At 31.8% G+C, this 26,772-nt stretch carries 25 protein-coding genes; 21 read left to right on the top strand and 4 right to left on the bottom strand.

Annotated features, from left to right (window positions below; all coding sequences use genetic code 11):
• Window positions 1-45 precede the first annotated feature (45 nt).
• The 21 genes from H0I32_RS05175 to H0I32_RS05075 all read left to right on the top strand — a co-directional run bounded on the left by H0I32_RS05175 (window position 46) and on the right by H0I32_RS05075 (window position 22,949).
• Complete coding sequence (locus H0I32_RS05175) at window positions 46-1,494, top strand: MBOAT family O-acyltransferase (RefSeq protein WP_179312797.1); 1,449 nt, start codon at window positions 46-48, stop codon at window positions 1,492-1,494.
• Between the two features lie 9 nt (window positions 1,495-1,503).
• A complete protein-coding gene (locus H0I32_RS05170) occupies window positions 1,504-2,436 on the top strand; it encodes a hypothetical protein (RefSeq protein WP_173587213.1) in 933 nt (310 codons plus the stop codon).
• 96 nt (window positions 2,437-2,532) lie between these two features.
• Window positions 2,533-3,423: a glycosyltransferase family 2 protein gene (locus H0I32_RS05165; RefSeq protein WP_218747116.1), complete on the top strand. Its 891-nt coding sequence runs from the start codon at window positions 2,533-2,535 to the stop codon at window positions 3,421-3,423.
• Window positions 3,420-4,571: a glycosyltransferase gene (locus H0I32_RS05160; RefSeq protein ID WP_179312798.1), complete on the top strand. Its 1,152-nt coding sequence runs from the start codon at window positions 3,420-3,422 to the stop codon at window positions 4,569-4,571. The genes H0I32_RS05165 and H0I32_RS05160 overlap by 4 nt, the downstream gene beginning before the upstream one ends.
• An 8-nt stretch (window positions 4,572-4,579) precedes the next feature.
• Window positions 4,580-5,527, top strand: a complete 948-nt coding sequence (locus H0I32_RS05155; protein WP_179312799.1) for a glycosyltransferase family 2 protein — start codon at window positions 4,580-4,582, stop codon at window positions 5,525-5,527.
• 2 nt (window positions 5,528-5,529) lie between these two features.
• Window positions 5,530-6,828, top strand: a complete 1,299-nt coding sequence (locus H0I32_RS05150) for a glycosyltransferase family 4 protein (RefSeq protein ID WP_179312800.1) — start codon at window positions 5,530-5,532, stop codon at window positions 6,826-6,828.
• Window positions 6,829-6,833: 5 nt separating this feature from the next.
• Window positions 6,834-7,805, top strand: a complete 972-nt coding sequence (locus H0I32_RS05145; RefSeq protein WP_173587218.1) for a sulfotransferase domain-containing protein — start codon at window positions 6,834-6,836, stop codon at window positions 7,803-7,805.
• Window positions 7,806-7,818: 13 nt separating this feature from the next.
• Complete coding sequence (locus H0I32_RS05140; protein ID WP_179312801.1) at window positions 7,819-9,090, top strand: hypothetical protein; 1,272 nt, start codon at window positions 7,819-7,821, stop codon at window positions 9,088-9,090.
• A gap of 14 nt (window positions 9,091-9,104) precedes the next feature.
• Complete coding sequence (locus tag H0I32_RS05135; protein WP_179312802.1) at window positions 9,105-10,352, top strand: hypothetical protein; 1,248 nt, start codon at window positions 9,105-9,107, stop codon at window positions 10,350-10,352.
• Between the two features lie 10 nt (window positions 10,353-10,362).
• The gene (locus tag H0I32_RS05130; RefSeq protein WP_179312803.1) at window positions 10,363-11,217 is read left to right on the top strand and encodes an alpha-1,2-fucosyltransferase; all 855 of its coding nucleotides are present in this window, start codon (window positions 10,363-10,365) and stop codon (window positions 11,215-11,217) included.
• Between the two features lies 1 nt (window position 11,218).
• Entirely contained in the window at window positions 11,219-12,388 is a 1,170-nt protein-coding gene (locus tag H0I32_RS05125) for a glycosyltransferase family 4 protein (protein WP_179312804.1), read from the top strand.
• Window positions 12,389-12,393: 5 nt separating this feature from the next.
• Complete coding sequence (locus H0I32_RS05120) at window positions 12,394-13,677, top strand: hypothetical protein (protein WP_179312805.1); 1,284 nt, start codon at window positions 12,394-12,396, stop codon at window positions 13,675-13,677.
• Window positions 13,661-14,656 (top strand): glycosyltransferase family 4 protein, encoded by a 996-nt coding sequence (locus H0I32_RS05115; RefSeq protein ID WP_179312806.1) that lies wholly within the window; start codon window positions 13,661-13,663, stop codon window positions 14,654-14,656. Before H0I32_RS05120 ends, H0I32_RS05115 begins: the two co-directional genes overlap by 17 nt.
• Window positions 14,649-15,788: a glycosyltransferase gene (locus H0I32_RS05110; RefSeq protein ID WP_179312807.1), complete on the top strand. Its 1,140-nt coding sequence runs from the start codon at window positions 14,649-14,651 to the stop codon at window positions 15,786-15,788. The genes H0I32_RS05115 and H0I32_RS05110 overlap by 8 nt, the downstream gene beginning before the upstream one ends.
• Window positions 15,789-15,797: 9 nt before the next feature.
• Window positions 15,798-16,745: a UDP-glucuronic acid decarboxylase family protein gene (locus H0I32_RS05105; RefSeq protein ID WP_179312808.1), complete on the top strand. Its 948-nt coding sequence runs from the start codon at window positions 15,798-15,800 to the stop codon at window positions 16,743-16,745.
• Window position 16,746: 1 nt separating this feature from the next.
• Window positions 16,747-17,292: a WcaF family extracellular polysaccharide biosynthesis acetyltransferase gene (locus H0I32_RS05100; protein ID WP_173587407.1), complete on the top strand. Its 546-nt coding sequence runs from the start codon at window positions 16,747-16,749 to the stop codon at window positions 17,290-17,292.
• 6 nt (window positions 17,293-17,298) lie between these two features.
• Window positions 17,299-18,048 carry a glycosyltransferase family 2 protein gene (locus tag H0I32_RS05095; protein WP_179312809.1) on the top strand — a complete coding sequence of 250 codons (750 nt, stop codon included), beginning with the start codon at window positions 17,299-17,301 and terminating at the stop codon, window positions 18,046-18,048.
• Between the two features lie 229 nt (window positions 18,049-18,277).
• Entirely contained in the window at window positions 18,278-19,246 is a 969-nt protein-coding gene (locus tag H0I32_RS05090; RefSeq protein WP_218747115.1) for an MraY family glycosyltransferase, read from the top strand.
• A gap of 161 nt (window positions 19,247-19,407) precedes the next feature.
• Window positions 19,408-20,094 carry a polysaccharide biosynthesis/export family protein gene (locus H0I32_RS05085; RefSeq protein WP_246293563.1) on the top strand — a complete coding sequence of 229 codons (687 nt, stop codon included), beginning with the start codon at window positions 19,408-19,410 and terminating at the stop codon, window positions 20,092-20,094.
• 1 nt (window position 20,095) lies between these two features.
• Window positions 20,096-22,429, top strand: coding sequence for a GumC family protein (locus H0I32_RS05080; RefSeq protein ID WP_179312812.1), 2,334 nt, complete (start codon window positions 20,096-20,098; stop codon window positions 22,427-22,429).
• A gap of 100 nt (window positions 22,430-22,529) precedes the next feature.
• Window positions 22,530-22,949 carry a CBS domain-containing protein gene (locus H0I32_RS05075; RefSeq protein WP_179312813.1) on the top strand — a complete coding sequence of 140 codons (420 nt, stop codon included), beginning with the start codon at window positions 22,530-22,532 and terminating at the stop codon, window positions 22,947-22,949.
• Between the two features lie 51 nt (window positions 22,950-23,000).
• Here the strand turns inward: H0I32_RS05075 and rpe are convergent, their stop codons facing one another.
• From rpe to H0I32_RS05055, 4 genes are all read right to left on the bottom strand, one after another.
• A complete protein-coding gene (gene rpe, locus H0I32_RS05070) occupies window positions 23,001-23,663 on the bottom strand; it encodes a ribulose-phosphate 3-epimerase (RefSeq protein ID WP_173587232.1) in 663 nt (220 codons plus the stop codon).
• Window positions 23,664-24,005: 342 nt separating this feature from the next.
• A complete protein-coding gene (locus H0I32_RS05065) occupies window positions 24,006-24,869 on the bottom strand; it encodes an RNA polymerase sigma factor RpoD/SigA (RefSeq protein WP_173587233.1) in 864 nt (287 codons plus the stop codon).
• A gap of 96 nt (window positions 24,870-24,965) precedes the next feature.
• Window positions 24,966-25,325: a hypothetical protein gene (locus tag H0I32_RS05060; protein ID WP_179312814.1), complete on the bottom strand. Its 360-nt coding sequence runs from the start codon at window positions 25,323-25,325 to the stop codon at window positions 24,966-24,968.
• Window positions 25,326-25,546: 221 nt separating this feature from the next.
• Window positions 25,547-26,746, bottom strand: a complete 1,200-nt coding sequence (locus H0I32_RS05055; RefSeq protein WP_173587235.1) for a glutamate-5-semialdehyde dehydrogenase — start codon at window positions 26,744-26,746, stop codon at window positions 25,547-25,549.
• Window positions 26,747-26,772: the final 26 nt, after the last annotated feature.

The following is a 26,772-nucleotide window of genomic DNA, read 5'->3' as shown; positions in this document are numbered from 1 at the left end:
AAGGGGTGATATTATAAAATCACCATTACAGAATAAACATAACAAATGCTTTTTAATTCCATAGACTTTACTATTTTTCTACCAATTGTTTTTATTATTTATTGGTTAATTCCTGAAAAAAATCTAAAAACACAAAATTTATTGATTGTTATCTCTAGTTTTGTTTTTTACGGTTGGTGGGATTGGAGATTTTTATTCTTGATTGTATTTAGTATTTTGGTAGATTACAGTATAGGTAGACGACTTCAAAAAGAAGAAAAGACATCAAAACGTAAACTATTACTGTGGACCAGTATAGCAGTGAATATAGGCTTTTTAGGTTTTTTTAAATATTATAATTTTTTTGTAGAGAATTTTGTACATGCCTTTAGCTTTTTTGGGCACCCCATACAGTCTAATACATTAAATATTATATTACCAGTAGGGATTAGTTTTTATACTTTTCAAACTTTAAGTTATACCATTGATGTTTATAAAAAGAAGTTAAACCCCACTAAAGACTTTATTGCTTTTTCTGCCTTTGTAAGTTTCTTTCCACAATTGGTTGCTGGTCCAATAGAACGTGCTACTAGTTTATTGCCTCAATTCAAAAAAAAGCGATCATTTGATAGTATAAAAGCAATTGATGGTTTACGTCAAATTCTTTGGGGATTATTTAAAAAGGTCGTAATTGCTGATAATTGTGCAGAATATGCCAATTTAATTTTTAATAATTCAGATAACTATACTGGTAGTACATTAGTTTTAGGAGCTATATTTTTTGCGTTTCAAATTTACGGTGATTTTTCTGGATATTCGGATATTGCAATAGGAACATCTCGTCTTTTCGGGTTTAATCTCAAGCAAAACTTTGCATTCCCTTATTTTTCTAGAGATATAGCTGAATTTTGGAGAAGGTGGCATATTTCACTAACCACTTGGTTCAGAGATTATGTTTATATTCCTTTAGGCGGTAGTCGTGGAGGAATTTTGATGAAAGTAAGAAATACATTTATTATTTTCATTGTTAGTGGTTTTTGGCACGGAGCAAATTGGACATTTATTATTTGGGGGTTATTAAATGCCATTTATTTTCTACCTCTCTTACTTACTAATAACAATAGGAATAATTTGGCTGTTGTTGCTAAAGATAAATATTTACCCACTCCAAAAGAGTTTTTTTTAATTCTTATAACATTTTCAATGACCGTGCTTTCTTGGGTCTTTTTTAGAGCAGAAAATGTAGAACATGCTTTGCAATATATATTAGATATATTTAAAGACCCACAATCATTCTATACAATGGCTATTTACTACAATTATCGCACTATAATTTTATTAATTTTGTTTTTTATCATTTTAGAATGGTTTGGTAGAGAGAACCAATATGCGATTGAAAAAATTGGATTGAAATGGAAATGGTACTTTAGATGGTTTTTTTACTCTTTTATTGTTTTCTTAATAGGTATGTTTATGCAAACAGCCGAAACACCATTTATATACTTTCAATTTTAATGTAAAACTATGACTGTTTTTATCAAAAAATTCTTTAGCTTCTTATTGTTTTCTGCTGTTACTTACATAATTATTCTTTTTATTTGGGGTACTTTTATGCCGAGTTACTTGACGCCAAACTTAAATTATGTTAAAGGTTCTTATGGTCATACTTATACTAGATTACAAGATGTTAAGGACTATGAAAATATTGATATACTTTTCCTAGGTTCATCTCACACGTATCGTGGTTTTGATAATAGAATTTTTAATGCCTCAGGATTAAAGACATTTAATTTGGGGTCAAGTGCACAAACGCCTTTACAAACTATAACTTTGTTGAAAAGACATTTGACTAGATTAAGTCCAAAACTGGTGATTTATGACGTCTATCCTAACACCTTTATGGGAGATGGTGTGGAGTCATCTTTAGATATTATAAGCAATGAAAAAAATGACTTAAATAGTGTAAAAATGGCACTTTCTGTTAATCATCTTAAAGTGTATAACACATTGATTTATGCATTTTTACGTGATATATTTGATTGGCGTAAAAATTTTAAAGAATCCCTAGTTAAAGGAGACGATAATTACGTTAAAGGTGGTTTTGTAGAGAAAGAATTAGCATACTATAAAACCAAAACGTTATTGAGAAAGGAAATTAAATTTGATTCGACACAACTGGATGCGTTTAATGAGTGTCTCAGATTATTAGAAAAAAATAAAATTTCGGTTATTTTAGTTTATGTTCCTATAGCACCATCAAATTACAGTAGATATACTAATATTCGTGAATTTGATTCCGTGATGAGTGCTCATATGAAATATTTTAATTTTAATGAGAAACTTATATTAAATGATTCATTACATTTTTATGATCCCGATCACTTAAATCAAAATGGTGTGAAATTATTTAATAATAAATTAATTGAAATTCTAAATGAGGAAAAATTTAATAGATAAGTTTAAACTTGTCTTAATCCTAATTTATAGATAATTTTACCATAAAGTGACAAGCTATTATCTAATAATTAATTATTTATCTAAATTGAACATTTATTGAAGGATTTTAAAAAAATATCCATAGTTACCCCTACCTATAATCAAGGGCAATACATAGAAGAGACCATTAAGTCTGTATTAGACCAGAATTACCCTAACCTAGAATTCATTATCATGGATGGAGGGAGTACGGATAATACAGTTGAGGTTATTAAGAAATATGAAGAACACCTTACCTATTGGGTCAGCGAACCAGATAAAGGACAGGCCAATGCCATTAATAAAGGTTTAAAACGTTGTACTGGCGAAATTTTTAATTGGTTAAATTCTGATGATTATTTAGCTCCTAATGCGTTACTAAATATAGCCAAAGCATTTTCTGAACCAAACACCTCTGCTGTGGCAGGCAGAACCACCTATTTTGAAGATGGTGTTTATCAAGAACCCGAACAGTTATCTAATTTATCTCCAAGGGGATTAATGTTTTGGGAAGAAGGTACCGTTTTTGTTCAGCCAGGTCTATGGTTGTTAAGAGAAAATATTGAGGCTGTTGGTGGTCTTGATGAGTCACTACATTACTCATTTGATACAGATATGATTATACGATATTTGTCAGTGTATCCAAATGTTCGCTATATTAAAAATGATTTAGTTTTTTTTAGATTACATGATGAATCTAAAACAGTATCTCAGCCAGAGGGCTTTTTTGAAAATAAAATAAAGTATATCAATCGCATATTGCTAGACTCAAAGTTTCAACATATACACAGAATTTGTGATGAATGGTTAATTAAAGACAAATGGTCTAACCTATTAAAAGCACAAATAGTTTCAAATGATTCAAAGAGTAAAAGAGTAAAAGTAATTATTTCAAGCTTAATAACAGAACCAAAATATAAATGGAATAGAAAATCATTTGGTGCTCTTAAAAGAATTATTCTGTCATGAAATTACTTTTTATTTCTCATGATTCCGAATTAACAGGTGCTTCTAAATCCATGTTAGGCTTAATTATAGGTTTATTAAAAGAAGGGATTGAAGTTTTAGTAATACTTCCCGAATTAGGCCAACTTTCCAAACAATTAGAATCCTCTCATATTAATTTTTTAGTTTCAGGACATAGAGTAAATACCAGTTCTCTAGAATCGTCGTCATGGCTTAAATTAAAACAGCTTAGATTATTGAAATTTAAGATCCAACGCTTTGTGAAAAATATATTTTTAGCCTATAAATTTTCTAAGAAGCTCAAAAAAGAGTTCTACCCAGATTATATAATAACAAATACATCCACTACTAACTTTGGTGCTCTATTATCACTATTTTTAAAAACAAAACATATTTGGTATTTAAGAGAATTTGGGAGTTTGGACCATGGGTTTAAACAAGATTTTAATTCAATTTTTAAAATTTTATTACAAAAATCTAAATATGTTGTATGTATTTCTAAGGATTTAGAGCGGCATTATAAAAAACATTATAATATTAAAAACACCTATATAAATTATAATGGAATTTATAATAAAAACACATTGCTAAATCTTCACAAATCCTTAATTAAACCTACAAATTGTATTAACTTTATTTTTGTTGGTCAACTCACAAAAAGGAAAGGTATTTGGAAAGTTATCAACGCTTTTTTAAAGATGAATGAAACTGATACTGTGAAACTATTAATAGTTGGTAATGGTAATGAATTTGAAAGTATTGAGTTGTATATTAAAGAACAAAGATTAGAGGATAAAATTGAGTTATTAGGATATCAAGCTTATCCAGAGAAATATTATAAGCAAGCCCATTGCTTTATTATGGCTTCTGATAGAGAGGCTTTTGGTAGAACAACTGTAGAGGCTGTAGCCTATAATTGTTTTGTTATCGCAAATAATCAAGGGGCTACTAAAGAAATTTTGGAAGATAAAAAAGAGGCTCTTTATTTTGATGGCACGGTAGCGGATTTAACCTTACAAATGAATCATTTTCTATCCTTAAGAAAGGAACAAGTACAGTCTGTTAAGGATAGTGCTTTTCGTAAAGTTTTAAATGAATTTTCTCAAGAAGTAAACGTATTAAAGTTTAAATCAATTCTACGCTCACATTAATTAATATTATGAATCCTAAAGTAACGATAGCGACCATTACCTATAATTCATCTAAGTATGTCCGAAAATCAATAGAAAGCGTGTTGGCACAGAGTTTTACTGATTTCGAATATTTAATTTCTGACGATTGCTCAACGGATAACACATGGGATATTGTTAAGGAATATAAAGATCCTAGAATTCGAGCTTGGCGTAATGAAACCAATTTAAGAGAATATCCTAACCGGAATAAAACGCTTTTTGAAGCTAAAGGAGAGTATATAATTTGGATTGACGGCGATGATATTTTTTACCCTCACGGATTAGAGTTTATGGTAAAAATGCTAGAGGCTTTTCCAAATTCGGCAATGGCATGTGCTAGGCCTTATTGGAAAAATATAGTTTATCCTTATGAGTTACAACCAGAGCAATCCATTAGATTTGATTATTTAGGTAGTCCAGTTACTATTAATGGTTTTCCTGACACTTTGTTTAGAACAGATATACTGAAGAAAGAAGGTGGTTTACCAAATGATTATATTTCAGGTGATACATATGTGAAAAGAAAACTAGCTATGAAATATCCATTATTATTGATTTCTAATGGAGTTTCTTGGTGGAGAATGCCAGAGAACCAAGCATCTTCAAAATTAAGAGGAACTTTAATAGGATTGCTTGAAGAACTTAGGATTAGTAAGGTGTTTCTTGAAGATATTAATTGCCCACTATCATTAGAAGAAAAGGAAATAGCCACGAATAATATGTATGGTGGTTACTTTAGGTATATTATTAGAAATTATCTATTTAAAGGAAGGTTAGAAGTGTTTTTTTCATCTTGGTTAAAATTTAAAATTTCTTTTTTAACAAAAGTTAAATATGCTTTTACACCTATTAGTTTGCCATATACGGGAGGGGCAACAGCGGATAACCCACTATTATTACCTTTTTCTGACAACCCATACAGTGCTAAAGAATAATTATGAAAATCCTTTTTACATTAGAGTCATTTTTTCCAACACATCGTGCTGGGACAGAAGTGTATGTTTTAAATTTATGCAACTATTTTAAAGCTAAAGGCCATGATGTAAGTGTTTTAATAACCTCTTCAGAGGGGCTTAAGGATTATTCTTATGAAGGGATTCCTATACATGTATTTCAGATTCCTAAAGATGCTATTGCTGAAGAATTAAATGGGGTAATTCCTCCTCGAGGCCTAGGGGCTTTTAAAATTAAATTATTAGAATTAAAACCCGATCTTATACATTTTCATTCTTTTGGTCGTGCTATAAATAGTTATCATTTAAAAGAAGCTAAAACACTAGGAATTAGAACGGTATTTACGCCACATTTAGGAAGTTTATTTTGTGTTAATAATGACATGCGATTATATGGTAGAGAGAATTGTAACGGAGAAGTTATTGAATCTAGATGTTTAAGCTGTAACTTAACCCAAAAAGGCTATTCCGTTGGTTTGTCTAAGGTTTTGGGACACGTTATTAAAGAAGCCACTCATTTTAATCCCATAAAAAATAAATTACCAGCAGCTTTTAGCCAAGCTAAGCATCGTTTTTCAGAATTAAAACGAACGGATACATATGCAGATGTAATTTTTTCTATAGCTCCATGGATACAAAAAGCGTTCGAAGCTAATGGAATTGCAAAAGCAAAATTAATACCCCAAGGTATTAGTCCTGTGTTTTTTAAGGCATTTCATAAAACTCAATTTGATCCTAAGCTTATAAAATTTGTGTTTATAGGTCGTACACATTCATCAAAAGGGCTTCATATTTTAAGAGACGCTTGGAACGCGCTTTCAAACCCTAATGCAGAATTACATATTATTACAAATCCTTCTGGCGGTGAACAAACTTATTATGAAGAACATAAACAATGGGCTAAGTCTAAAACTAATATTATTTGGAATGAAGCCTTAAAACAAGAAGAAGTAGCCTCATATTTGAATGGAATGGATGTATTAATTTTACCTTCAATTTCAAATGAAGTCGCTCCATTAGTCATTTTAGAAGCTGCCACAAGAAAAATACCTGTAATTGCTTCTGATTACGTGGCCATGAAAGATCTTATTCAACATGATATGGATGGCTTATTATTTAAAAATGAAGATGATGAAGATCTAAAAAATCAAATTTATCAAATTATTGAATCTCCTAACCTTATCGGTAAATATTCTAAGGCGATTAAAAAAACACATTCTATGAATCAAGTCGCAGAAATTATAGAAGTAAAGTTTAAAGAACTGTTTAATTATACAAAATAATACGAATGAGTAAAACTAAAAAATTATTAAAAATTGTAAATTATCTTGGGTTTTACATTTATAAATATCCATTTCTTATTAAGAGAAAATTCTCTAAGGCTTCTCAAAATATTATTATTTTTGCTTCACCCCGAGGCGGGTCTACCTTTTTGATGGAGTTCATTGCTCGAAATCAAGATTCCACGATAATTTATGAACCGTTATACCCCAATTTTTTTAAAGAATTGAAAGTATTAAAATTTGAATGGAATAATTATATAGAAGAAAAGACAAAGGATAACAAAGCGTTTTTATTCTTTGAGAATTTGTTTAATCAAAGAATCATTAGCTTTAAACCATATTCTGTAAATAATTATTGGCAATCTCTGCGCTCAAAAATAAATGTTTTTAAAATTATTAGAGGCAATTTAATGTTGCCCTATTTAGTAAATAACTTTGAATTAAAGCCTATTTTCTTTGTAAGAAGCCCTTATGCCACTGTTGCTAGTCAACTTAATCATCCTGGTTGGGCTTGGGTGCTAAAGGATTGTAAATACCATTTGCCTAGGGATAAAAGTACTAAGGCATATGTTTTAAAGTTTGGGGAAGCATTGAAAAAAGTAAATGCTCCGCATACAAGACTAGCTTTTGAATGGGCTCTTAATCATCAGTTGTGTCTTAATCATAAAAATAATAATGTTAAATGGCTAACGGTGTCTTATGAAAATTTAATTATAAATACAAACTTTGAAATAAATAGATTAAGTGATTGGTTAGATATTACGTTTAAAAATAAAAATATAAAGCAAGCAAGTCGGACAACTATTGGTGATTCCAAAAAAACTATATTATCTGGGAATCAATTAAATAATTGGAGAAAGCATTTGAATTCAAAGGAAATTGATGAAATAAGAGAAATATTGAATTTATGTGACATATATGCCTTTGATGATGAAAATGAAACTAACATAGATTTATTATATAAGAATGGCGTATAAACGTATATTGTTTTTGACAACTAGTAACTTAGCCACCAATCCGCGTCTTGTAAAAGAGGTGCAGTTGGCTTTACAATTCCAATATGGTGTTACCATAATGATGTTTAAACTTCATAATTGGAGTGACGCTAAAAGTATTCAGTTAAAAGATCAATTATTAAAAATTAATAATAACGACAAAAGTTATTTAAACATCGTAGAGATTGAAGCTATTCCTTCAAATAAGCTAAAATGGATTTTTTTAGGCGTTACAGAAAAATTGGCTAAAAAAGCCTCCGGTTTTCTTCCAAAATATTTAAAATTAAACGCTTTAGCAAATAATAGACGGTCGCTTCAGCTCTACCATCTCTCTCAAAAAATAAAAGATCAACCCGATCTTATTTGTGCTCATAATATGGGAGCTTTATATCCAGCGCATCAATTAAGTGAATTGTGGAATGTGCCTTTTGTTTTTGATGTAGAAGATTATCACCCTGGCGAAATCGTTTCTAAATCTGGTGAAACGGCTAAGAACCGAACCGAGTTTTTAATGCAATCCCTTTTGCCTAAAGCTAAGAGTCTTACTTTTGCTAGTCCACTTATTGCTAAATACACATTAGATTTAATAGGCGGTCATGCCAGTAATGCCGTAGTCTTAAATGGTTTTAATGATAAAGAGTTCTGTTTATCACCTTCTTCAGAGGACAACTTGGTAAAAAAAGATGTTCCATTCAAATTGGTTTGGTTTAGTCAAAAGATTAGTTTTGGACGCGGATTAGAAGAATTATTTAATGCTTTAGATATCATATCCGAATCACATCCTAATATAAAAATTAGTTTAACACTTATAGGAGAATTGGATTCTAATTTTGATACCATAGAAATATCAAAAATTCGTAAAAAATTAGAAAACACTAATTTAAGCTTAATTATTAAGGATCCTTTGGGGCAAAAAGAATTGCATGCAACATTAAGTCAATTTGATATTGGATTGGCGTTAGAATTTAATTCTAGAGATTTAAACCGGCAAATCTGTTTAACCAATAAAATTATCACTTATGCTCAAGTCGGATTGTATATTCTTGCAACAAATACAAAAGCTCAAGAGCAATTTATTACAGATTATCCTGAATTTGGTGTTTTAAGTGGGCAATCTGAAGTTGAAATTTCAGAAACATTACTTCAGCTTTATAAAGAAAAAGATGATATTAGCGCAAATAAAGCCCTAAGATTTCAAAAAGGTAAGCATTTGAGTTGGGATTCAGAACAAATAAAAATTCAAGAACTTTGGAGTCAAATTCTATAAAAAAAAATAATGTTGTGAAAACAGTACTCATTATATATCCACATTGGGTTCCTGCTAATTTAGCTGGTGTTCAGCGACCACGATTAATTGGTAATTACTTAAAGGAATTTGGATGGAAACCATTACTGCTAACAGTTGATTCTAAATATTATGAGGAAACTCCAGATCCTCATATTGCTAAAACAGCTTCAGAAGATATAGAGGTCATTTACACCAAAGCCTACAAAGTTTCAAAACCGCGAATCATAGGAGATATTGGATTAAGAGCATTTCCTTTTCTAAAAGCAAAAGCCTTGCAGATATGTAAAGAGCGCAAAATAGATTGTATTTGGATTCCTATTCCATCGTTTTACACCGCTATTTTGGGGCGTATGATACATGATAAAACGGGAATTCCTTATGGGATTGATTATATCGATCCTTGGGTGCGTGATATTACCAATCAGAATGATAACCGCGCAAAATTAAGTCAGACTGTTGCCCGAACATTAGAACCTTACGCTGTAAAAAAAGCAGCTTTTATTACAGGCGTTTCAACACCTTATTATTGGCCAGTCATTGAGCGTAACTTTAAGACACCACCTGTACACGCCGGCATGCCTTATGGTTTTGATCCTAACGATCATAAATTAAAACTGGATGGATTAAAAATGCCATGGGATGGTATTGAGCATTGTAAACCTTGGATTTATGCAGGTGCTTTTCTTCCTAATTCACATTTGTTTATGGATTGTTTTTTTAAGGCGATTAAAACATTAAAAGATCAAGGGAATTGGGATGCCGACATTAAGTTGTTTTTTATAGGAACAGGACCTTATCCTGCTAAACGTATTACAGCCTATGCTGCAGATTATGGTTTAGAAGGTATTGTAATAGAACAAAGAGAGCGTCAACCCTTTTTACATATTTTAAACTATTTATCGCATGCCGATCGTGTGCTGTTATTTGGAAGTACAGAACGCCATTATACGGCTTCAAAAACCTTTCAGTGTTTATTAAGTGAACGTCCTTTATTTACGGTTTTACATGCCGAAAGTTCTGCTGTAAACGTTATTCAAGATGTTAAAGCCGATGCGTATTTGGTGCCTTATAATGAAGGTAATACCAAATCTAAAATTGTAGCTAAAATGGTAACCGTTTTAAATCCGTTTCAAAATGTTGCATCATGGGCGCCAGAATTACAGTCTTTAGATCAATATTCTTCAAAGCAATCTGCAAAAGTATTGGCAGAAGCTATGGACGAGGTTATAAATAAAAAATAAAGTAAAGATAATGAGTAATAAGGCGGAATTATATTTAAAGTTTCCAAGATATGGACTTTGTAATAAAATTATAACTTGGGCTAAAGCTTTTGTTTGGTGTAAAGAAAATGATGCAGATTTATTTGTTAAAAGTTGGGTACACGTTCCAATAGGAAGTGTCTTAAGAAGAGAAAAGGCTAAACGATGGTATAGAAATTTTTTTATCACTCCAAGTATGCCGTTCTTAAAAAAAATAAAATTTTTTAAAGCACCAATAATACATTCTATAGACGATGATAAAATTAAAGGGAATCAGTATTATAAATTTGAATCCACACCTTTAATTACAGATATCCCTTTACTTGCAAATTATAGAAATGAAATTATTACATCTTTTTTTGAGATGATTGAGGAAAAACATTTAAAAACTCTAGAACAAATAAAAAGCCCAATAATAGGAGTTCATATTAGAAGAGGTGATTTTATCACAAATGGTTCTGTTTTAGATTTAACTTATTACATCGATGTAATAAATGATTTACGAAAAATAAATGGTAATAATTTAGAAGTTGTGATATTTTCTGATGGTCATGAAAATGAGTTATTGAGTATTTTAGAATTACCAAACGTTTCATTGTTTAAAACCGTTAATGATTTAATAGATTTAATTGTATTATCAAGAAGTGAAATTTTAGTTACTACTAAAGGAAGTAGTTATAGCTATTGGGCTGGTTTTATTTCTGATGCTGCCGTTATACATCATCCGGAAACTTGGGTGAAGGAATGTAGACCTGAAAAAATTAATACTTTGAAATATGAAGGTGTATATCCTGAAGCCAATTGTTGGCCGGATTTACTTATTAAAAACATAAAGGTTATATCTTAGTTTGAAAAAAATAGCAATAGTTACTACGCATCCGATACAATATTATGCGCCTTGGTTTAAATTACTCGCTCAGAGACAAAATGTAGACGTAAAAGTCTTTTACACTTGGTCTCAAGCCGCAGGAGAAGTTAAAGATAAAACGTTTGGTAAAACTATTAAATGGGATATTCCTTTATTGGAAGGGTATGCTTATGAGTTTATAGAAAATATATCTAAAGATCCAGGAACGCATCATAAAAATGGGATAGATTGTCCGGAATTAAATACTAAAATTAATGACTGGCAACCCGATGCTGTTTTAATATTTGGTTGGTATTTAAAGAGCCACTTCAAAGCGATGCAGTTTTTTAAGGGTAAAATCCCTGTTTGGTTTCGAGGCGATTCTACTTTGCTCGATGATACCCCAGGACTTAAACAACTATTACGAAAATATTACTTAACCTATATCTATCGGTTTATAGATAAAGCCTTTTATGTGGGTTCTCAAAACAAAGCTTATTTTAAATCTGTAGGCTTAAAAGAACATCAATTGATATTGGCGCCACATGCGATCGATAATGAGCGCTTTAATGATTCTGAATCTAAACACTATGAAGACCAAGCCTTAGTATGGCGAAAAGCCTTAGGTTATCAACCTGATGATTTAGTGATTTTATTTGCCGGTAAATTTGAATCTAAAAAGCAACCTGATTTTTTATTGAAAGCCGTTCAAAAAGCCAATAAAACTTTAAGGCACCCTTTAAAGTTGTTACTGGTTGGTCATGGCCCTTTAGAAGCGAATTTAAAATCACTATCTAAAAATGATTCTCATATAAAAATGATACCTTTCCAAAATCAGAGTAAAATGCCTATTTTGTACCGTTTAGGAAATGTATTTTGTTTGCCTTCAAAAGGTCCTGGGGAAACTTGGGGCTTAGCGATCAATGAAGCTATGGCCTCTTCTCGACCAGTTATATCTAGCACTAAAGTAGGTTGTGCTTCAGATGTTGTAAAGGAAGGTTCTAATGGTTATGTTTTTGATTCTAATGATGAGGCCACGTTATTAGAGGTGTTTCGTACGATCTCAATAGCCGATTTAAAGCTTATGGGACACCAGGCCAAAAAAGATATTACGCAATGGAATTTTAAAGCTATTGTTGAAGCTTTAGAACATAATTTAAAAGAAGGTTGAATTAAATGGGAGGATGGACTCTTATAGGCTGTATTGCTGTTGTTTATTTGGGAATTCTATTCGTTAAGCGCTTAGGACAAAGTGTGCCTATCTTAGAGTTAATGACTTTAATTGCAGGGTTGCAATGGATTATTGGGCCTTTTATTGAGTATTCTAGTCCTTCTGGTCACTATAAGTACTATATGTATGTAGATCAGGAAACCTATATGGGTTTTGTTGTCCCTGCTTATTTGTTATTTATGATTGTTATTCTTAAAGGGGTAAAGAAAAGTGCGAATTTTAAAGTCCCAATATCTCATTTAGAACATTATTCTCAATATGGTTTAATGATTTTTGGTATTGGTGTCGTTTTCGATTTAGTAGGTGGTTTTTTACCAGGTGCTTTAGGGTTCTTTGCGTTTATACTCTCTAATTTTAAATTTGCGGGAGCCATTATCTTATTTTTTTCTAAGGATGCTTTATTAAAAAAAGTCTTTTATGGTGCTATAGTTTATCTTTTTGCTATAGCATTGGCTAAGGGGATGTTCCATGATCTCATATTATGGTCTGTTTTTTTCTATATGTTTTGGGCTATTAAAAATAAGCCTTCATTAGCTTTTATATTCATTACATTTCTAATAGCTGCACTATCATTAACAACATTGCAAACTATAAAAAGAGCTTACAGAAGTCAAATTTGGCAAGGTTATTCTGGTAATAAAGTTGAATTGTTTGTGACTTTAATGGCTGAGTCACTTGTGTCTGGAGATGTAACAGAAGAAGCCGAACAAGGTGAAACTGGGACTAATGTTAGGCTCAACCAAGGGTGGATTATTAGTGCTGTGATTTATAACATTCCAAAATACCAACCCTATTTAAATGGAGAAACAGTGAGTACTGCTCTTTTTTCCTCTGTTTTACCCCGATTTTTAAACCCAAACAAAGCTGTGGCTGGAGGACGAGAAAATTTTAGAAAGTTCACAGGATTAAGTTTATCCGATGGTACCTCCATGGGGATTAGTATTATAGGGGAAGCTTATGGTAATTTTGGCAAAACTGGAGGCATCGTATTTATGGGGCTGTGGGGATTTTTATTGACTAGAATATGGTCTAAGTTGTTTAAGATTGTTTTAAATAATATTGTTTTTATCAGTTTTTTACCCATTGCTTTTTTACAAGTTATTAAAGCCGAAACAGAACTTGTTGTGGTTTTAAACCACTTAATAAAATCGTTAATCGTGATCCTCTTTTTCTTTTGGTATGCTAAAAATTATTTGAATTGGAATTTTTCTCATGAGACTAAACGTTAATTATATTTTCAGGAAACGCTTACCTCAATATAACAGTATTGAAGAGTTGTTTGGTGTGCTACAAGAACGACTTAAAGACGAGGTCTCTGTATATAGTGAAGTGCTTCCGTTTTCTGGTGGGAGTCCTCTAGTTGTTCTTAAAAATATATTTAGTTTTAAAAACAGGTCCGCTACTCAAGTTAATCATATTACAGGAGATGTCAATTACATGGCTATAGTTACTGGTAAGACCTCTGTATTAACCGTACATGATGTTCGTTCTGTTTTAAAAGGCTCTGTTCTTAAACGTTTTTACCTAAAACTCGTTTGGTTTACTTTACCTGCTCTATTTGTAAAACGTATTACTGTAATTTCAGAATTTACAAGGTTAGAATTATCTCAGGTTATTCCGTTTGCGGCACATAAAATTAGGGTTGTTTATAACCCTGTAAACTCGCAATTGGTTTATTTTCCAAAAGAAAAAAACACCAGTTGTCCTCATATTTTATTGATAGGAACGAAGGTTAATAAAAATTTAGAGCGTATTTTTGAGGCTTTAAACGGTATTCCTTGTCAATTAACGATCATAGGTCAATTAACCGCAGATCAATTGGGGCTTTTAAAACGTTATCAGTTAAATTATAAATGCATGTTTCAAATTCCTTATTCAGCTATTATTGAAGCATACAAATCCTGTGATTTGGTTTTGTTTGCGTCAACCTATGAGGGTTTTGGGATGCCCATAATAGAAGCGCAGGCCATTGGTCGGCCTGTTATCACCTCTCGTATTGGTGCGATGAAAGAAATTGCAGGCGATAGTGCTTATCTTGTAGACCCTTATAATGTTAAGGAAATCCATACTGCTGTGAAAACGATTGTTTTAGATGAGGCCTTACAAGATGAATTGATACAAAAAGGGCAACTCAATATTAAACGATTTCATATTAATAAAATAGCCAAAGATTATTTAAATATTTATAAGGAGGTTGCAGATGCTTAAGAACGAAAAAATATTAATTTTTATTGATTGGTTTTTGCCGGGCTATAAAGCAGGAGGTCCTATTCAATCGGTTAATAATATTGTTTTTCACCTTCACGATACCTTTGATATTTCTATAGTGACTTCCAATAAAGATTTGGGAGAGGCATTACCGTATGCTGATTTAGAATTTAATAGATGGCAGGTTAGGGCGAATTATAAGGTTATTTATTTAGATGAAAATCATCAGAATAGAAACTTTTACAGAAATTTATTAAAAGAGGAAGCTTACCAGTATGTGTATTTTAATTCTTTATTTTCAATACAATTCACCTTACTTCCTTTGTGGGTGATGCGAAACTCTTCATTAAAGTGTGTTTTAGCGCCTAGAGGCATGGTTGGTAAAGGTGCTTTAGCTATTAAGCCTTTTAAAAAGAAATTGTTTATTAGCCTATTTAAGCTAAAAGGTTTACAGAAAAGATTGATTTGGCATGCCACTTCTCATCTAGAACAACAAGAAATAGAACAACAATTTGGTCCTGATTTGGATATAAGAATCGCTTCAAATTTATCTTCTAAAATGACGCCTTTTAGTTTTAAAGAAAAACAAGCCAACCGTTTGAATGTCTTTTTTCTATCTAGGATTGCTTTAAAGAAAAATTTATTGAAAGCTTTAGAATATCTATCTTATACCGATGTCTCACATCATATTAAATTTTCAATCATTGGTCCTATAGACGAGCAGGATTATTGGGATACTTGTGAAGCCTTTATTGAGAAAATGCCCAAACATGTTGAAGTGAATTATTTAGGTGCTATTCCTAATGATCAACTCCATGCTGTTTTAAAAGATCAACATATTTTATTATTACCCACTATGCATGAAAATTTTGGACATGTTATAATGGAGTCTTGGCAAAATGGCTGTCCCGTATTAATTTCAGATCAAACCCCTTGGTTAGATCTTGAAGAAAAACAATTAGGATTTGCCTTATCTTTGTCTGGATCTGATATGTTTGTCCAACAATTAGATTATTTTTCAGAGCTGAATGCAGATCATTTTCATAAATGGTCTAAATCTGCCTATGATTTTGCAGCGGCATTCACTCAAAAACCACAACTTGTAATCGATACTAAAAAATTATTTAAATAGAAAAGTACAATGAAGAGAATATTAATCACCGGAGGCGCCGGTTTTGTAGGGTCACATTTGTGCGAGCGTTTATTAAACGAAGGTAATGAAGTGATCTGTTTAGATAACTATTTTACGGGGAGTAAAAAGAATATTGAGCATTTAATGGATCATCATTATTTTGAATTGGTACGTCATGATGTTACAGAACCGTTTATGATTGAAGTTGATGAGATCTATAATATGGCTTGTCCGGCATCACCTGTTCATTATCAGTATAATCCTATAAAAACGATTAAAACATCGGTAATGGGCGCTATTAATATGTTAGGTTTAGCTAAGCGTGTTAAAGCTAAAATTCTTCAAGCTTCTACAAGTGAGGTTTACGGAGATCCAGCAGTACACCCACAACCCGAAACGTATTGGGGAAATGTTAACCCTATAGGTTTACGTTCTTGTTATGATGAAGGAAAACGTTGTGCGGAAACCTTGTTTATGGATTATCATTTGCAGAATGATGTGGCTGTTAAAATTATTAGAATTTTTAATACTTACGGTCCCAATATGAATCCTAATGATGGCCGTGTGGTTTCTAATTTTATTGTTCAAGCCTTAAAAGGGGAGAATATTACCATGTTTGGAGATGGATCGCAAACACGATCTTTTCAATATGTTGATGATTTAGTAGAAGGAACTACAAGAATGATGAATAGTCGTGATGGTTTTACAGGCCCTGTAAATATTGGTAACCCCGTAGAGTTTACAATGATGGAATTGGCAAGTAAAGTTATTGAGTTAACCAATTCAAGCTCTAAAATTATTCATATGCCATTACCACAAGATGATCCTTTGCAACGCCAACCTATTATTGATTTGGCTAAAAAAGAATTAAATGGTTGGGAACCTAAGATTCATTTAGAAGAAGGTTTAATAAAAACCATTGGTTATTTCGATACCTTACTTAAAGCAGATCAGTAAATTGAAAACGGATTTATCATCTTATAATAATGATTGGTATCAGCCTGGGCGTCGACTTAAAATCTTATGTTGGTATTTTATTAACGTATTATTTTTTATAAATCCTTTAAATCCTATTTCGAGTTTAAAAGTCTTTTTTTTAAAACTTTTTGGAGCTCAAATAGGTACTGGAGTTGTTATAAAGCCAGGGGTAAGTATCAAATATCCTTGGTTACTCACTATTGGTAATCATTGCTGGATAGGAGAGTCGGTGTGGATTGATAATTTAGCTCAGGTCACGATAGAAGACCATGTTTGTGTTTCTCAGGGCGCCTTATTGCTTTGTGGAAACCATAATTATAAATCGACTCGTTTTGATCTGTTTGTAACTCCGATTACGTTAAGAGAAGGGAGTTGGGTTGGGGCTAAATCTATTGTTACTCCTGGGGTAACGTTAGAAAGCCATGCTGTATTAAGTGTGTGTTCTGTAGCGACAACTGATTTGGAGTCTTATAGTATTTACCAAGGGAATCCTGCTGTAAAAGTGAAATCGCGTCAATTCAATTAAACTCAAATGAAAGTATCTATAATTACCGCCACTTATAATAGTGAAAAGACTATTGAAGCTTGCATGGCGTCTGTATTGCATCAATCTTACCCTGATATTGAATATATTATTGTAGATGGTGGTTCTAATGCGGAAACATTAGAATTATTGCATGCAACAGCAAAGGAATATCCGAATATTATATTGAGTTCTGAACCTGATAAGGGTATTTATGATGCTTTAAATAAAGGAATAGCAAAGGCTACAGGAGCTATTGTAGGATTTGTGCATTCGGACGATTTTCTCGCTGATAATGATGTTATAAGCACTATTGTAGCCGCTTTTAATACCCATCAAGTTGATGGGGTTTATGGTGATTTGCATTATGTGGCTTTAGAGAACACCGATAAGGTTATTAGAAATTGGATAAGTCAACCTTTTGTCTTTAATTTATTAAAGCAAGGTTGGATGCCTGCACATCCGACTTTATATTTGAAGAAAAGTATCTATGATAAATATGGGTTATTTGATCTAAAATATAAGATAGCAGCAGATTATGATTTTATTTTGCGTATCTTTCGGCAAGAAAATTTGAGCTTTTTTTACTTGCCAAAAACCATAGTTAAAATGCGCATTGGTGGTGCAAGTAATAAAAATTTAAAAAATATTTTACAAAAATCTAAAGAAGATTATCGTGCTATTAAAACGAATCATATCGGAAATTGGCTTACGGTTCTTCTTAAAAATGTGAGTAAGCTTAAGCAGTTTAAAGCCTAATAATAAACTTGAGTATATCATTATAATTAAATAATATTAGTTTGAATTTTTTAACTGATATTTGCCCCCAAATCAATCAGAAATCACACAAATGGTAAAAGAATTACTAGAAAATTTCAATCCCGAAAACTACATCGGTTGGCTTTTTTTATTGGCTGTATGCATATCCTTTTTTGTTTCCAGTACAAGCTACCCCGCCATCATTAATGTGGCAAAATCTAAAAATTTAATGGACTCATCAGGAGGGCGAAGTAGCCATTCTGGAAGTGTACCAAATTTAGGAGGTATAGGGATGTTTTTGAGTATCGTTGTTACAATTACAATTTTAGGAGCTGTTTTAGATACTAAAATTCTTTTGTTAATATTGGGGGGGATTACTATCTTATTTTTTTTAGGATTAAAAGATGATATTCTTATTTTATCTCCCCGTAAGAAATTTATAGGGCAATTATTGGCGGCCTTATTATTAATTATATTTACAGATACACGAATTATAGGTATGTCAGGAATTCTTGGTGTTACTATTATGCCGTATTGGGTTTCTGTTGTATTTACGCTTTTTGTATATATATTAGTGATTAATGCCTTTAATTTAATTGATGGGATTGATGGTTTAGCAGGAACTTTAGCCCTATTAGCCATTATTAGTTTTGCTTCTGTTTTTTATACCTATGATGATATTAGTATGGTTGTGCTAGCCGCAGCTGTTATAGGAGCATTGATTCCGTTTTTGTTTTTGAATTTTTCTAGGCGTAATAAAATGTTTATGGGAGATACAGGATCTATGATTTTAGGTTTTATTATCGCTGTATTCGCAGTGCGATTTATTAATAATTCTGAGTTAACAGCAGTAGCAATTTATCATAATGCTTCACCCATACTTGTTTTAGCCTTTTTGTTTTTTCCTTTATTAGATACGTTACGTATTTTCTTTATTCGCTTAGTTATTCATAAGAAAAGTCCTTTTACAGCTGATAGAAATCATTTACACCATCGTTTTTTAAGTTTAGGTTTTTCACACAGGCAAACAACAGCCATTATTGTTTTAATTAATAGTATTCTTATTTTAATAAGCTTTTATATTACTGCTGTGGATATTAATTTACAATTAGTTATATTACTACTTTCGGGTACTATTCTGTATTCCTTATATTTTATTTATGATTGGATGAAAGGTAAAAGATTAAATAAAAATTAAAGACCTGTTTAATTCTTAAGGTCTAAAAGACTATTCCTTTGTGAATATCGTTATTGCGCTTATATTTGCTTTCTTATTTTAATTTATGTATGATGTTTAAAAATCTAATATTTATTTGTTGTTTACTATTGGTTTTTTCGTGTTCCACTAAAAAAGAAATTTTGTATTTACAAGATGTCGATCAACATCATAATACCGAAATTAAATATACGAGTACTACCATTCAACCGAATGATATTCTGCGTATTAATGTGAGTGCCTTAGTCCCTGAATCTACAATTCCCTATAATGAAGTGACTAGCGGAGGAGGGCAGAGTGTAGAACTCATGCTTTTAGATGGCTATTTGGTATCTGAAAACTCAACCATTAATTTTCCGGTTTTAGGTTTGATTTCTGTAAAAGGGATGACACCTCTAGAGTTTTCTGATTTTTTAAAAGAGAAATTAGAAGCTGAAGGGCATTTAAAAAACCCTTCTGTAAATGTGCGTGTGATTAATGCTAAAGTAATGGTTTTAGGAGAAGTTAATAACCCTGGTACTTATAATTTTACAGAGCAAAATATTACGTTATTACAAGCTTTGGCTAATGCAGGAGATTTGGCTATTACAGGAAAGCGTGAAGACATTACCGTGATTAGAGAAGAAGACGGACTACGTAAAATTGGACATGTTGATTTAACCTCTTCAGATTGGTTAGATGGTGAATTTGGCTATGTTAAACCTAATGATGTTATCATTGTTAACCCGAGTGGTCCAAAAGTGAAAAGTGCTGGCTTTATAACTAATATACCCAGTTTATTATCTCTTTTTTCTATTTTATTATCAACAGTTATTATAATCACTAGATAGTATGAGTCAAATACAACAAGATCAATTTGTTTATTCTGTTGATCAGGGTGAAAATATAAAAGTTCAGATCCGTAAGTATTTGACTTACTGGTATTGGTTTGTATTGGGTATCATTTTAGCACTATTAGGTGCTTATTTGTATTTAAGATATACGCCAAAAGTATATAATTCTAGCGCTAAAATTAAAATACTGAATAAAACTAAAGGTTTAGAATTGCCTTCAGCTGCCTTTGTTTTTAATCGTTCTAATATTAATTTAGAAAATGAGATAGAAATTCTTAAATCTTTGCGTATCAGTGAGGCTGTTGTAGATAAGCTAGATTTAACGATGCGTTTTTATGTTGAAGGAAGTGTTATTACAACCGAGGTAAGTCAATTGCCATTTTACCTTCTTAAAACCATAAGTAACGATAGTATTTTTAAAGGATCCTCTTACCGTATTGAAGTGAAGCCTTCAGCCTTTGAAGTGACAGTGGATGATAGTGATCAAGTTTTAGTATTTCCTGATTTTGATACCACTAAAACCAATCACAACTTACCATTTGAGTTGAGTCTCCCTAATCATTTTGATATTAATACTGCTGAGGATAAAGTTTATATTGTGAATTTTTCACCTGTATCAGCGGTTGCTGGTGGGATTAAAGGCGGGATTGGTGTTAATGTATTAGGTAAGAGTGATTTGCTTGAGTTAAGTTTTACAAGTCAGAGTAAAGAAAAGAATGAACGCGTTATTAATACTTTAATTGAAGTTTTTAATGAGGATGGTATTAATGACCGCCAAGAGATATCGAGACGAACCATAGACTTTATAGACGAACGGTTTGGTTTATTAGCCGAAGAATTAGATTCTATAGAGTCAGGAATAAAGGATTATAAGCAAAAAAATGATATCATTTCATTAGAGTCTAATGCTCAGTTAGGTTTAAGTCAGCGTACTGCTTCTGAGCAGGAGCTTTTTGCTATTGAAAATCAGCTCATGATTTCTAATTTGCTTAAAGAGACCCTAGAACGTCCTAATGGAACTTCAGAATTACTCCCAGAGAATATCGGTGTTTCTAATGCAAGTATTAATAGTTTAATAGGTAATTATAATGCGATTGTTTTGGAGCGTAATAATTTCTTAACAAGTGGAGGTATAAATAACCCTAGTGTCATTGCACTAACTACTAAATTAAAAGATTTAAAATCTAATATTTTTGTATCCATTTCATCCTATAGAAAGCAATTGGAAGCTTCTAAGATGCAGTTATTACGAGAAAACAGAAAGTTCGCATCTCAAGTGTATCGTTTGCCAGAAAAGGAGAAGGTCATAACTGATATTACGAGACAGCGCGAAATTAAGCAAACCCTATATTTGTTTTTACTTCAAAAACGAGAAGAAGCTGCTATTAATTTAGCGATTACAGAACCTTCTATTAAGGTTGTAGAATATGCCATCTCTAATTGGAATCCTATTTCTCCAAACTCTAAAAGTATCTATATGCAAGCTATGGCTGCTGGTTTGATTATACCCTTTGGTATCATTTATTTATTGATGTTTTTAGATACCAAAATAAAAGGACGAGAAGACTTACTGAATATCAGCCCCAAGGTGCCTATTGTTGGTGAGATCCCTAAGGTTAAAAATGACAATCTTATTTTTAATGATCCTAATGACCGTTCTGTACAGGCCGAAGCTTTTAGGATTTTGAGTTCTAATGTTAATTATATATTACCTGTTAAAGCCGGAGAGGCTGCTAAAGTTATTTACTGTACATCTACGATTAAAGGCGAAGGTAAAACTTATGTTAGTATTAATTTGTCTTTAGCATTATCGAGTATTAATAAAAAAGTATTATTAATAGGAGCCGATTTAAGAAATCCTCAAATTCATACTCATATTCATGCCGATAAAAACAAGCCTGGTTTATCGAATTATTTACATGATGGGGATTTTCATTGGGAAGCTGCAATAATTAAAGGTTTTGAGAAACATCCTAATCACGATATTATTTTATCTGGTAATATTCCACCAAATCCTGCTCATTTATTAACTAATGGTCGCTTTAAAAAGCTTATTGATGAAGCTAAACTTAAATATGATTATATTATTGTAGATACAGCACCTACCATTTTAGTTACGGATACCATGTTGATCTCTCAGTTAGCTGATGCTACTATTTATTTGGCACGTGCTAATTATACTGAAAAGAAATTATTAAATTATTCTAAAGATCTATTTGAATCTGGTAAGCTAAAGAATGTAGCTTATGTTCTTAATAGTGTAGATACCAATAAATCTTATGGTTACGGTTATAATTATGGCTATAATTATGGCTATAGTGATAAGAAATAATAGTCGTTACGTTTTCTGTTTTTAAAATTACGTGATATTTATCATAATTTTTAATAGTATTATAAACTACTTTTATTAGTGAATTATAATACTAATGGTTATGAGAAATATAGATCCAATTTCAAAAATAATGTCAACAAATATCATTGCTCTTAATAGAGAGGATGATCTTGAGATGGCAGAGCGTTTATTTAAAAGACATAAAATAAGACATATACCTGTGGTTAGAGAAGGTGTTGTGGTTGGTATGTTAAGTTATACCGATTTATTAAGAATCAGTTTTGCTGATGCTGTAGAGGATACAGATACAGATGTGGATTCTTTAGTTTATAATATGTTTACTATTGACCAAGTGATGATTAAAAATGTAGTGACTGTAACTTCAGATGCTTCAATTAAAGATGTTGCTAAATTATTAGCAAGTAAAGAGTTTCATGCCGTACCTGTCGTTGATAACGGTTTGTTAGTAGGGATTGTTACCACAACCGATTTGATTAACTATTTATTAGAACAATTATAAAATAAAAATGCGCGTTATGCGCATTTTTATTGTTTTAAGAATCAGCTAATTTTAAGAATTAGCTAAATCCTTTAGGTTTTTAATTGTTTTGATAGGATCACTACTTTTAAATACGTGACTTCCGGCTACAAATGTATCTGCACCAGCTTCTACTAATTTCTCAATATTTAGATCTGTGACTCCACCGTCAATTTCAATACGTGTATCTAAACCTTGTTCATTAATCATTTTACGAAGATTTTTAACACGCTTATAAGTAATGTCTTCAAATTTTTGTCCTCCAAAACCAGGATTTATAGACATTAATAATATCATGTAACATTCAGGTAAAATATCTTCTAAAACGGTAAGTGGGGTTGTTATATTGAGTACAATTCCTGCTTTACACCCCGCATCCTTAATCTGTCTTAGTGTTCTATGCAAGTGAACAGTTGATTCATAATGCACCGTAATAATATCTGCTCCAACTTTTGCGAATTCTTCAATATAACGTTCCGGTTTTTCAATCATTAAATGCACATCTAAAGGTTTTGTAGCGTGCTTTTTAATTGCTGCAATTACAGGCATTCCGTATGATATGTTGGGTACAAAGTGACCATCCATTACATCGATATGAAACCAGTCTGCATCACTGTTATTTACCATTTCAGTATCGCGTTGTAGATTGCCAAAATCGGCAGCTAACATTGAGGGTGCAATTAATTTTGAAGCCATTGTATTCAGTTGTTTTTATGTTTAGGCAAATGTAATTAAAAATGGTGAGATGGTGGGGGGTGAGGGGGTGATATGGTGATTTGGTGATATGGTGATTTGGTGATATGGGGATTTGGTGAGGTGGTGATATGGTGAGGTGGTGATATGGTGGGGTGGTGATTTGGTGAGGTAGGTGAGGGGGTGGAAGGTATTAAAAAAAGTGAACCCACGGTAATCAGCCGTGGGTTCTTTCATCAATCAAAAAACGAACAGTTATGTTGTAACTGTTGTTACCTTAGTTGGGTTAGTCGTGTTGTTTACGTTATGCTTACATATTTTTATGTCATTACGTAAAAATTGTGACTAGCCTAAATATGTTTTTAATATTTTACTTCTAGACGTATGTTTTAAACGTCTGATTGCTTTTTCTTTAATTTGTCTTACACGTTCACGAGTTAAATCGAAAGTTTCTCCAATTTCTTCTAAAGTCATTGGGTGTTGGTTTCCTAAACCAAAATATAAACGAATGACATCTGCTTCACGAGGTGTTAACGTTTCTAAAGCGCGTTCAATTTCAGTACGTAAAGAATCATGTAATAAATCTCTATCAGGATTTGGTGATTCTCCACTTCGCAATACATCATATAAGTTAGAATCTTCACCTTCAACTAAAGGTGCATCCATACTGACGTGACGACCAGAATTTTTCATAGACTCTTTAACATCGTTAATCGTCATGTCTAATTCCTTAGCGATTTCCTCAGGAGAAGGAGGACGCTCGTGACTTTGCTCTAAAAAAGCAAACGTCTTATTAATTTTATTAATAGAACCAATTTTGTTTAATGGTAAACGTACAATACGAGATTGTTCTGCTAATGCTTGTAGAATCGATTGACGAATCCACCAAACCGCATAAGAGATAAATTTAAAACCACGTGTTTCATCAAAACGTTGCGCTGCTTTGATTAACCCTAAATTACCTTCATTAATTAAATCTGGTAATGTTAAACCTTGATTTTGGTATTGCTTAGCAACAGATACCACAAAACGTAAGTTTGCTTTAGTTAATTTTTCTAAAGCAATTTGATCTCCGGCTTTAATACGCTGAGCTAATTCTACTTCTTCATCAGCTGTAATAAGATCTACTTTACCAATTTCTTGTAAATATTTATCTAAGGATGCCGTTTCCCTATTAGTTACCTGCTTGGTAATTTTAAGCTGTCTCATGTGATTTTATGATTTGTGCAATTTAACTACAACAACATGTTGCTCTTATTATACGTACAAAAGCAATTAAATGTTACACAATTATATGAAAAACTTTTAAATCTTTAAAAGTTTTATATTGTCAAGGTTTATAGCATCAATAGTTTCATTAGAGAATTTATAATGTCCTCTTGTGGTTATTAAGCGAAATCTGTAAGATTTTATTTTACTTAAGGTACTTAGAAATAACCATCTTGGTTTTTCTGATTTTAAACTTAAATCAAAAATATGTTTTCGACCCTCTTTTTCGGCAACTATATCTGGAGTAACGCTTATTTCACTTCCTTTTTTGTGATAAGATTTTGGAGATTCATAGCCTTCTAAATCGGCCTTAATATTTGAATACCCTAAATTTTCAAGATAAGTTATTGAGTTGCTTAATTCGTCGGTGTATTTAATTTTGTCTTGTATAATCATAGCTTATAGTATAAGGAAAATTTATGTATAATCCAAATTAATCGATATGAGTTATGATTCTATTTTTGATATTAAGTATTTGATAATCTATTAGTTGTTGTGTTTTATTGTAGGTTTTTGGCTATGGTTTTAGCCTAAAAAAAGCAAACCAAAACTGAGTGAAAAATCAGCTTTGGTTTGCTACAGTATAGATGCTTTTTGTAAGCTATTTGATTCGTCTTTTAAACTCTAACTTGTCCATCTCCATAGACATAATATTTATTGGTTACCAATTGATTTAAACCTAAAGGACCCCGGTGGTGAAGTTTATCTGTACTAATAGCTAATTCTGCTCCAACGCCCATTTGTCCTCCATCTGTAAAGCGGGTAGAGGCGTTATGGTAAACAGCAGCGCTATCTACATTATGCATAAAGTTTAAGGCTTCAGTTTTATCTTCTGTAATAATTGCAGCAGAATGTTTTCCTGAATATTTATTAATAGCACTAATTGCTTCATCTAAAGATTCTACCTCACCAATAAGTATTTTTAAGGCTAAAAACTCTTCATGCCAAACATCTTCATTTGTAACTATCTCCTTGTCTGTTAAAATTCGAGCTATTTTCTTATCTACAAGCACTTCAACTTTATATTGTTCTAATTTTTGTTGAAGCATTTTTACTTTTGTTTCGTAATCGGGTAAATTTTTATTGATCAACACTTTGTCTAAAGCATTACATCCCGAAATCTTATCTGTTTTAGCATTAATGATTACATTAACTGCTTTGCTCCAATCTGCTTGTTCGGAAACATACAAAAAGTTGTTGCCACGACCACTTATTAAAACGGCACATGTTGCATGCGTTTTTACGAAATTGATTAAACGTTCTCCGCCTCGTGGTACAATTAAATCTAAAGGTTCCGTTGGGTTTTTTAGGAATTCTTGCGTTTCTTCACGTTTTAAATGCAACAGCTTTATCCAGTCTTTAGATAATTCGTTTTGTTCTAAAGCTTCGTGCCAACATTTTTCTAGAGCAAGATTGCTATTTAAAGCTTCTTTTCCACCTTTTAATAAAATTTTATTGTTGGCTTTAAATGCTAAAACAGCGGCTTCAATAGTAACATCTGGTCGTGATTCATATATAATAAGAATTGTACCAAATGGTGCTGTAGTATTTACAATGTTTAATTTGTTATCTAAGGTTCTGTTAGTGATTTCTTTTCCAACAGGATCTTCTTGAAGCATTACGGCTTTAACAGCAGCCATCATTTCGTCTACCTTTTTATCGTTAACAATTAAACGATCGTAAAGCGCTTGGTCTTCTCTTTCAAATGCATCTAGATCTTTCTTATTGGCTTCTATGATTGTTTTTCGTTCCCGTTCTAAAATCTGAAGCATAGATTTTAAGACGTTATTTTTTATATCTGTATTTAAAAGTTTCATGTTATTGTGTTTTAATTCGAAGTGTA

The organism is Winogradskyella sp. HaHa_3_26 (assembly GCF_019278425.1).
Classification (GTDB): domain Bacteria; phylum Bacteroidota; class Bacteroidia; order Flavobacteriales; family Flavobacteriaceae; genus Winogradskyella; species Winogradskyella undariae.
The sequence above is the reverse complement of the archived record's forward strand: the minus strand, read 5'-3'. Positions and strand labels throughout refer to the sequence as shown.

Bases quoted from the DNA above. Each gene is read 5' to 3' on its own strand.
- H0I32_RS05175 (WP_179312797.1), top strand. From the start codon at position 46: ATGCTTTTTAATTCCATAGACTTTACTATTTTTCTACCAATTGTTTTT.
- H0I32_RS05170 (WP_173587213.1), top strand. From the start codon at position 1,504: ATGACTGTTTTTATCAAAAAATTCTTTAGCTTCTTATTGTTTTCTGCT.
- H0I32_RS05160 (WP_179312798.1), top strand. From the start codon at position 3,420: ATGAAATTACTTTTTATTTCTCATGATTCCGAATTAACAGGTGCTTCT.
- H0I32_RS05155 (WP_179312799.1), top strand. From the start codon at position 4,580: ATGAATCCTAAAGTAACGATAGCGACCATTACCTATAATTCATCTAAG.
- H0I32_RS05150 (WP_179312800.1), top strand. From the start codon at position 5,530: ATGAAAATCCTTTTTACATTAGAGTCATTTTTTCCAACACATCGTGCT.
- H0I32_RS05145 (WP_173587218.1), top strand. From the start codon at position 6,834: ATGAGTAAAACTAAAAAATTATTAAAAATTGTAAATTATCTTGGGTTT.
- H0I32_RS05130 (WP_179312803.1), top strand. From the start codon at position 10,363: ATGAGTAATAAGGCGGAATTATATTTAAAGTTTCCAAGATATGGACTT.
- H0I32_RS05120 (WP_179312805.1), top strand. From the start codon at position 12,394: ATGGGAGGATGGACTCTTATAGGCTGTATTGCTGTTGTTTATTTGGGA.
- H0I32_RS05115 (WP_179312806.1), top strand. From the start codon at position 13,661: ATGAGACTAAACGTTAATTATATTTTCAGGAAACGCTTACCTCAATAT.
- H0I32_RS05110 (WP_179312807.1), top strand. From the start codon at position 14,649: ATGCTTAAGAACGAAAAAATATTAATTTTTATTGATTGGTTTTTGCCG.
- H0I32_RS05105 (WP_179312808.1), top strand. From the start codon at position 15,798: ATGAAGAGAATATTAATCACCGGAGGCGCCGGTTTTGTAGGGTCACAT.
- H0I32_RS05095 (WP_179312809.1), top strand. From the start codon at position 17,299: ATGAAAGTATCTATAATTACCGCCACTTATAATAGTGAAAAGACTATT.
- H0I32_RS05090 (WP_218747115.1), top strand. From the start codon at position 18,278: ATGGACTCATCAGGAGGGCGAAGTAGCCATTCTGGAAGTGTACCAAAT.
- H0I32_RS05080 (WP_179312812.1), top strand. From the start codon at position 20,096: ATGAGTCAAATACAACAAGATCAATTTGTTTATTCTGTTGATCAGGGT.
- H0I32_RS05075 (WP_179312813.1), top strand. From the start codon at position 22,530: ATGAGAAATATAGATCCAATTTCAAAAATAATGTCAACAAATATCATT.
- rpe (WP_173587232.1), bottom strand. From the start codon at position 23,663: ATGGCTTCAAAATTAATTGCACCCTCAATGTTAGCTGCCGATTTTGGC.
- H0I32_RS05065 (WP_173587233.1), bottom strand. From the start codon at position 24,869: ATGAGACAGCTTAAAATTACCAAGCAGGTAACTAATAGGGAAACGGCA.
- H0I32_RS05060 (WP_179312814.1), bottom strand. From the start codon at position 25,325: ATGATTATACAAGACAAAATTAAATACACCGACGAATTAAGCAACTCA.
- H0I32_RS05055 (WP_173587235.1), bottom strand. From the start codon at position 26,746: ATGAAACTTTTAAATACAGATATAAAAAATAACGTCTTAAAATCTATG.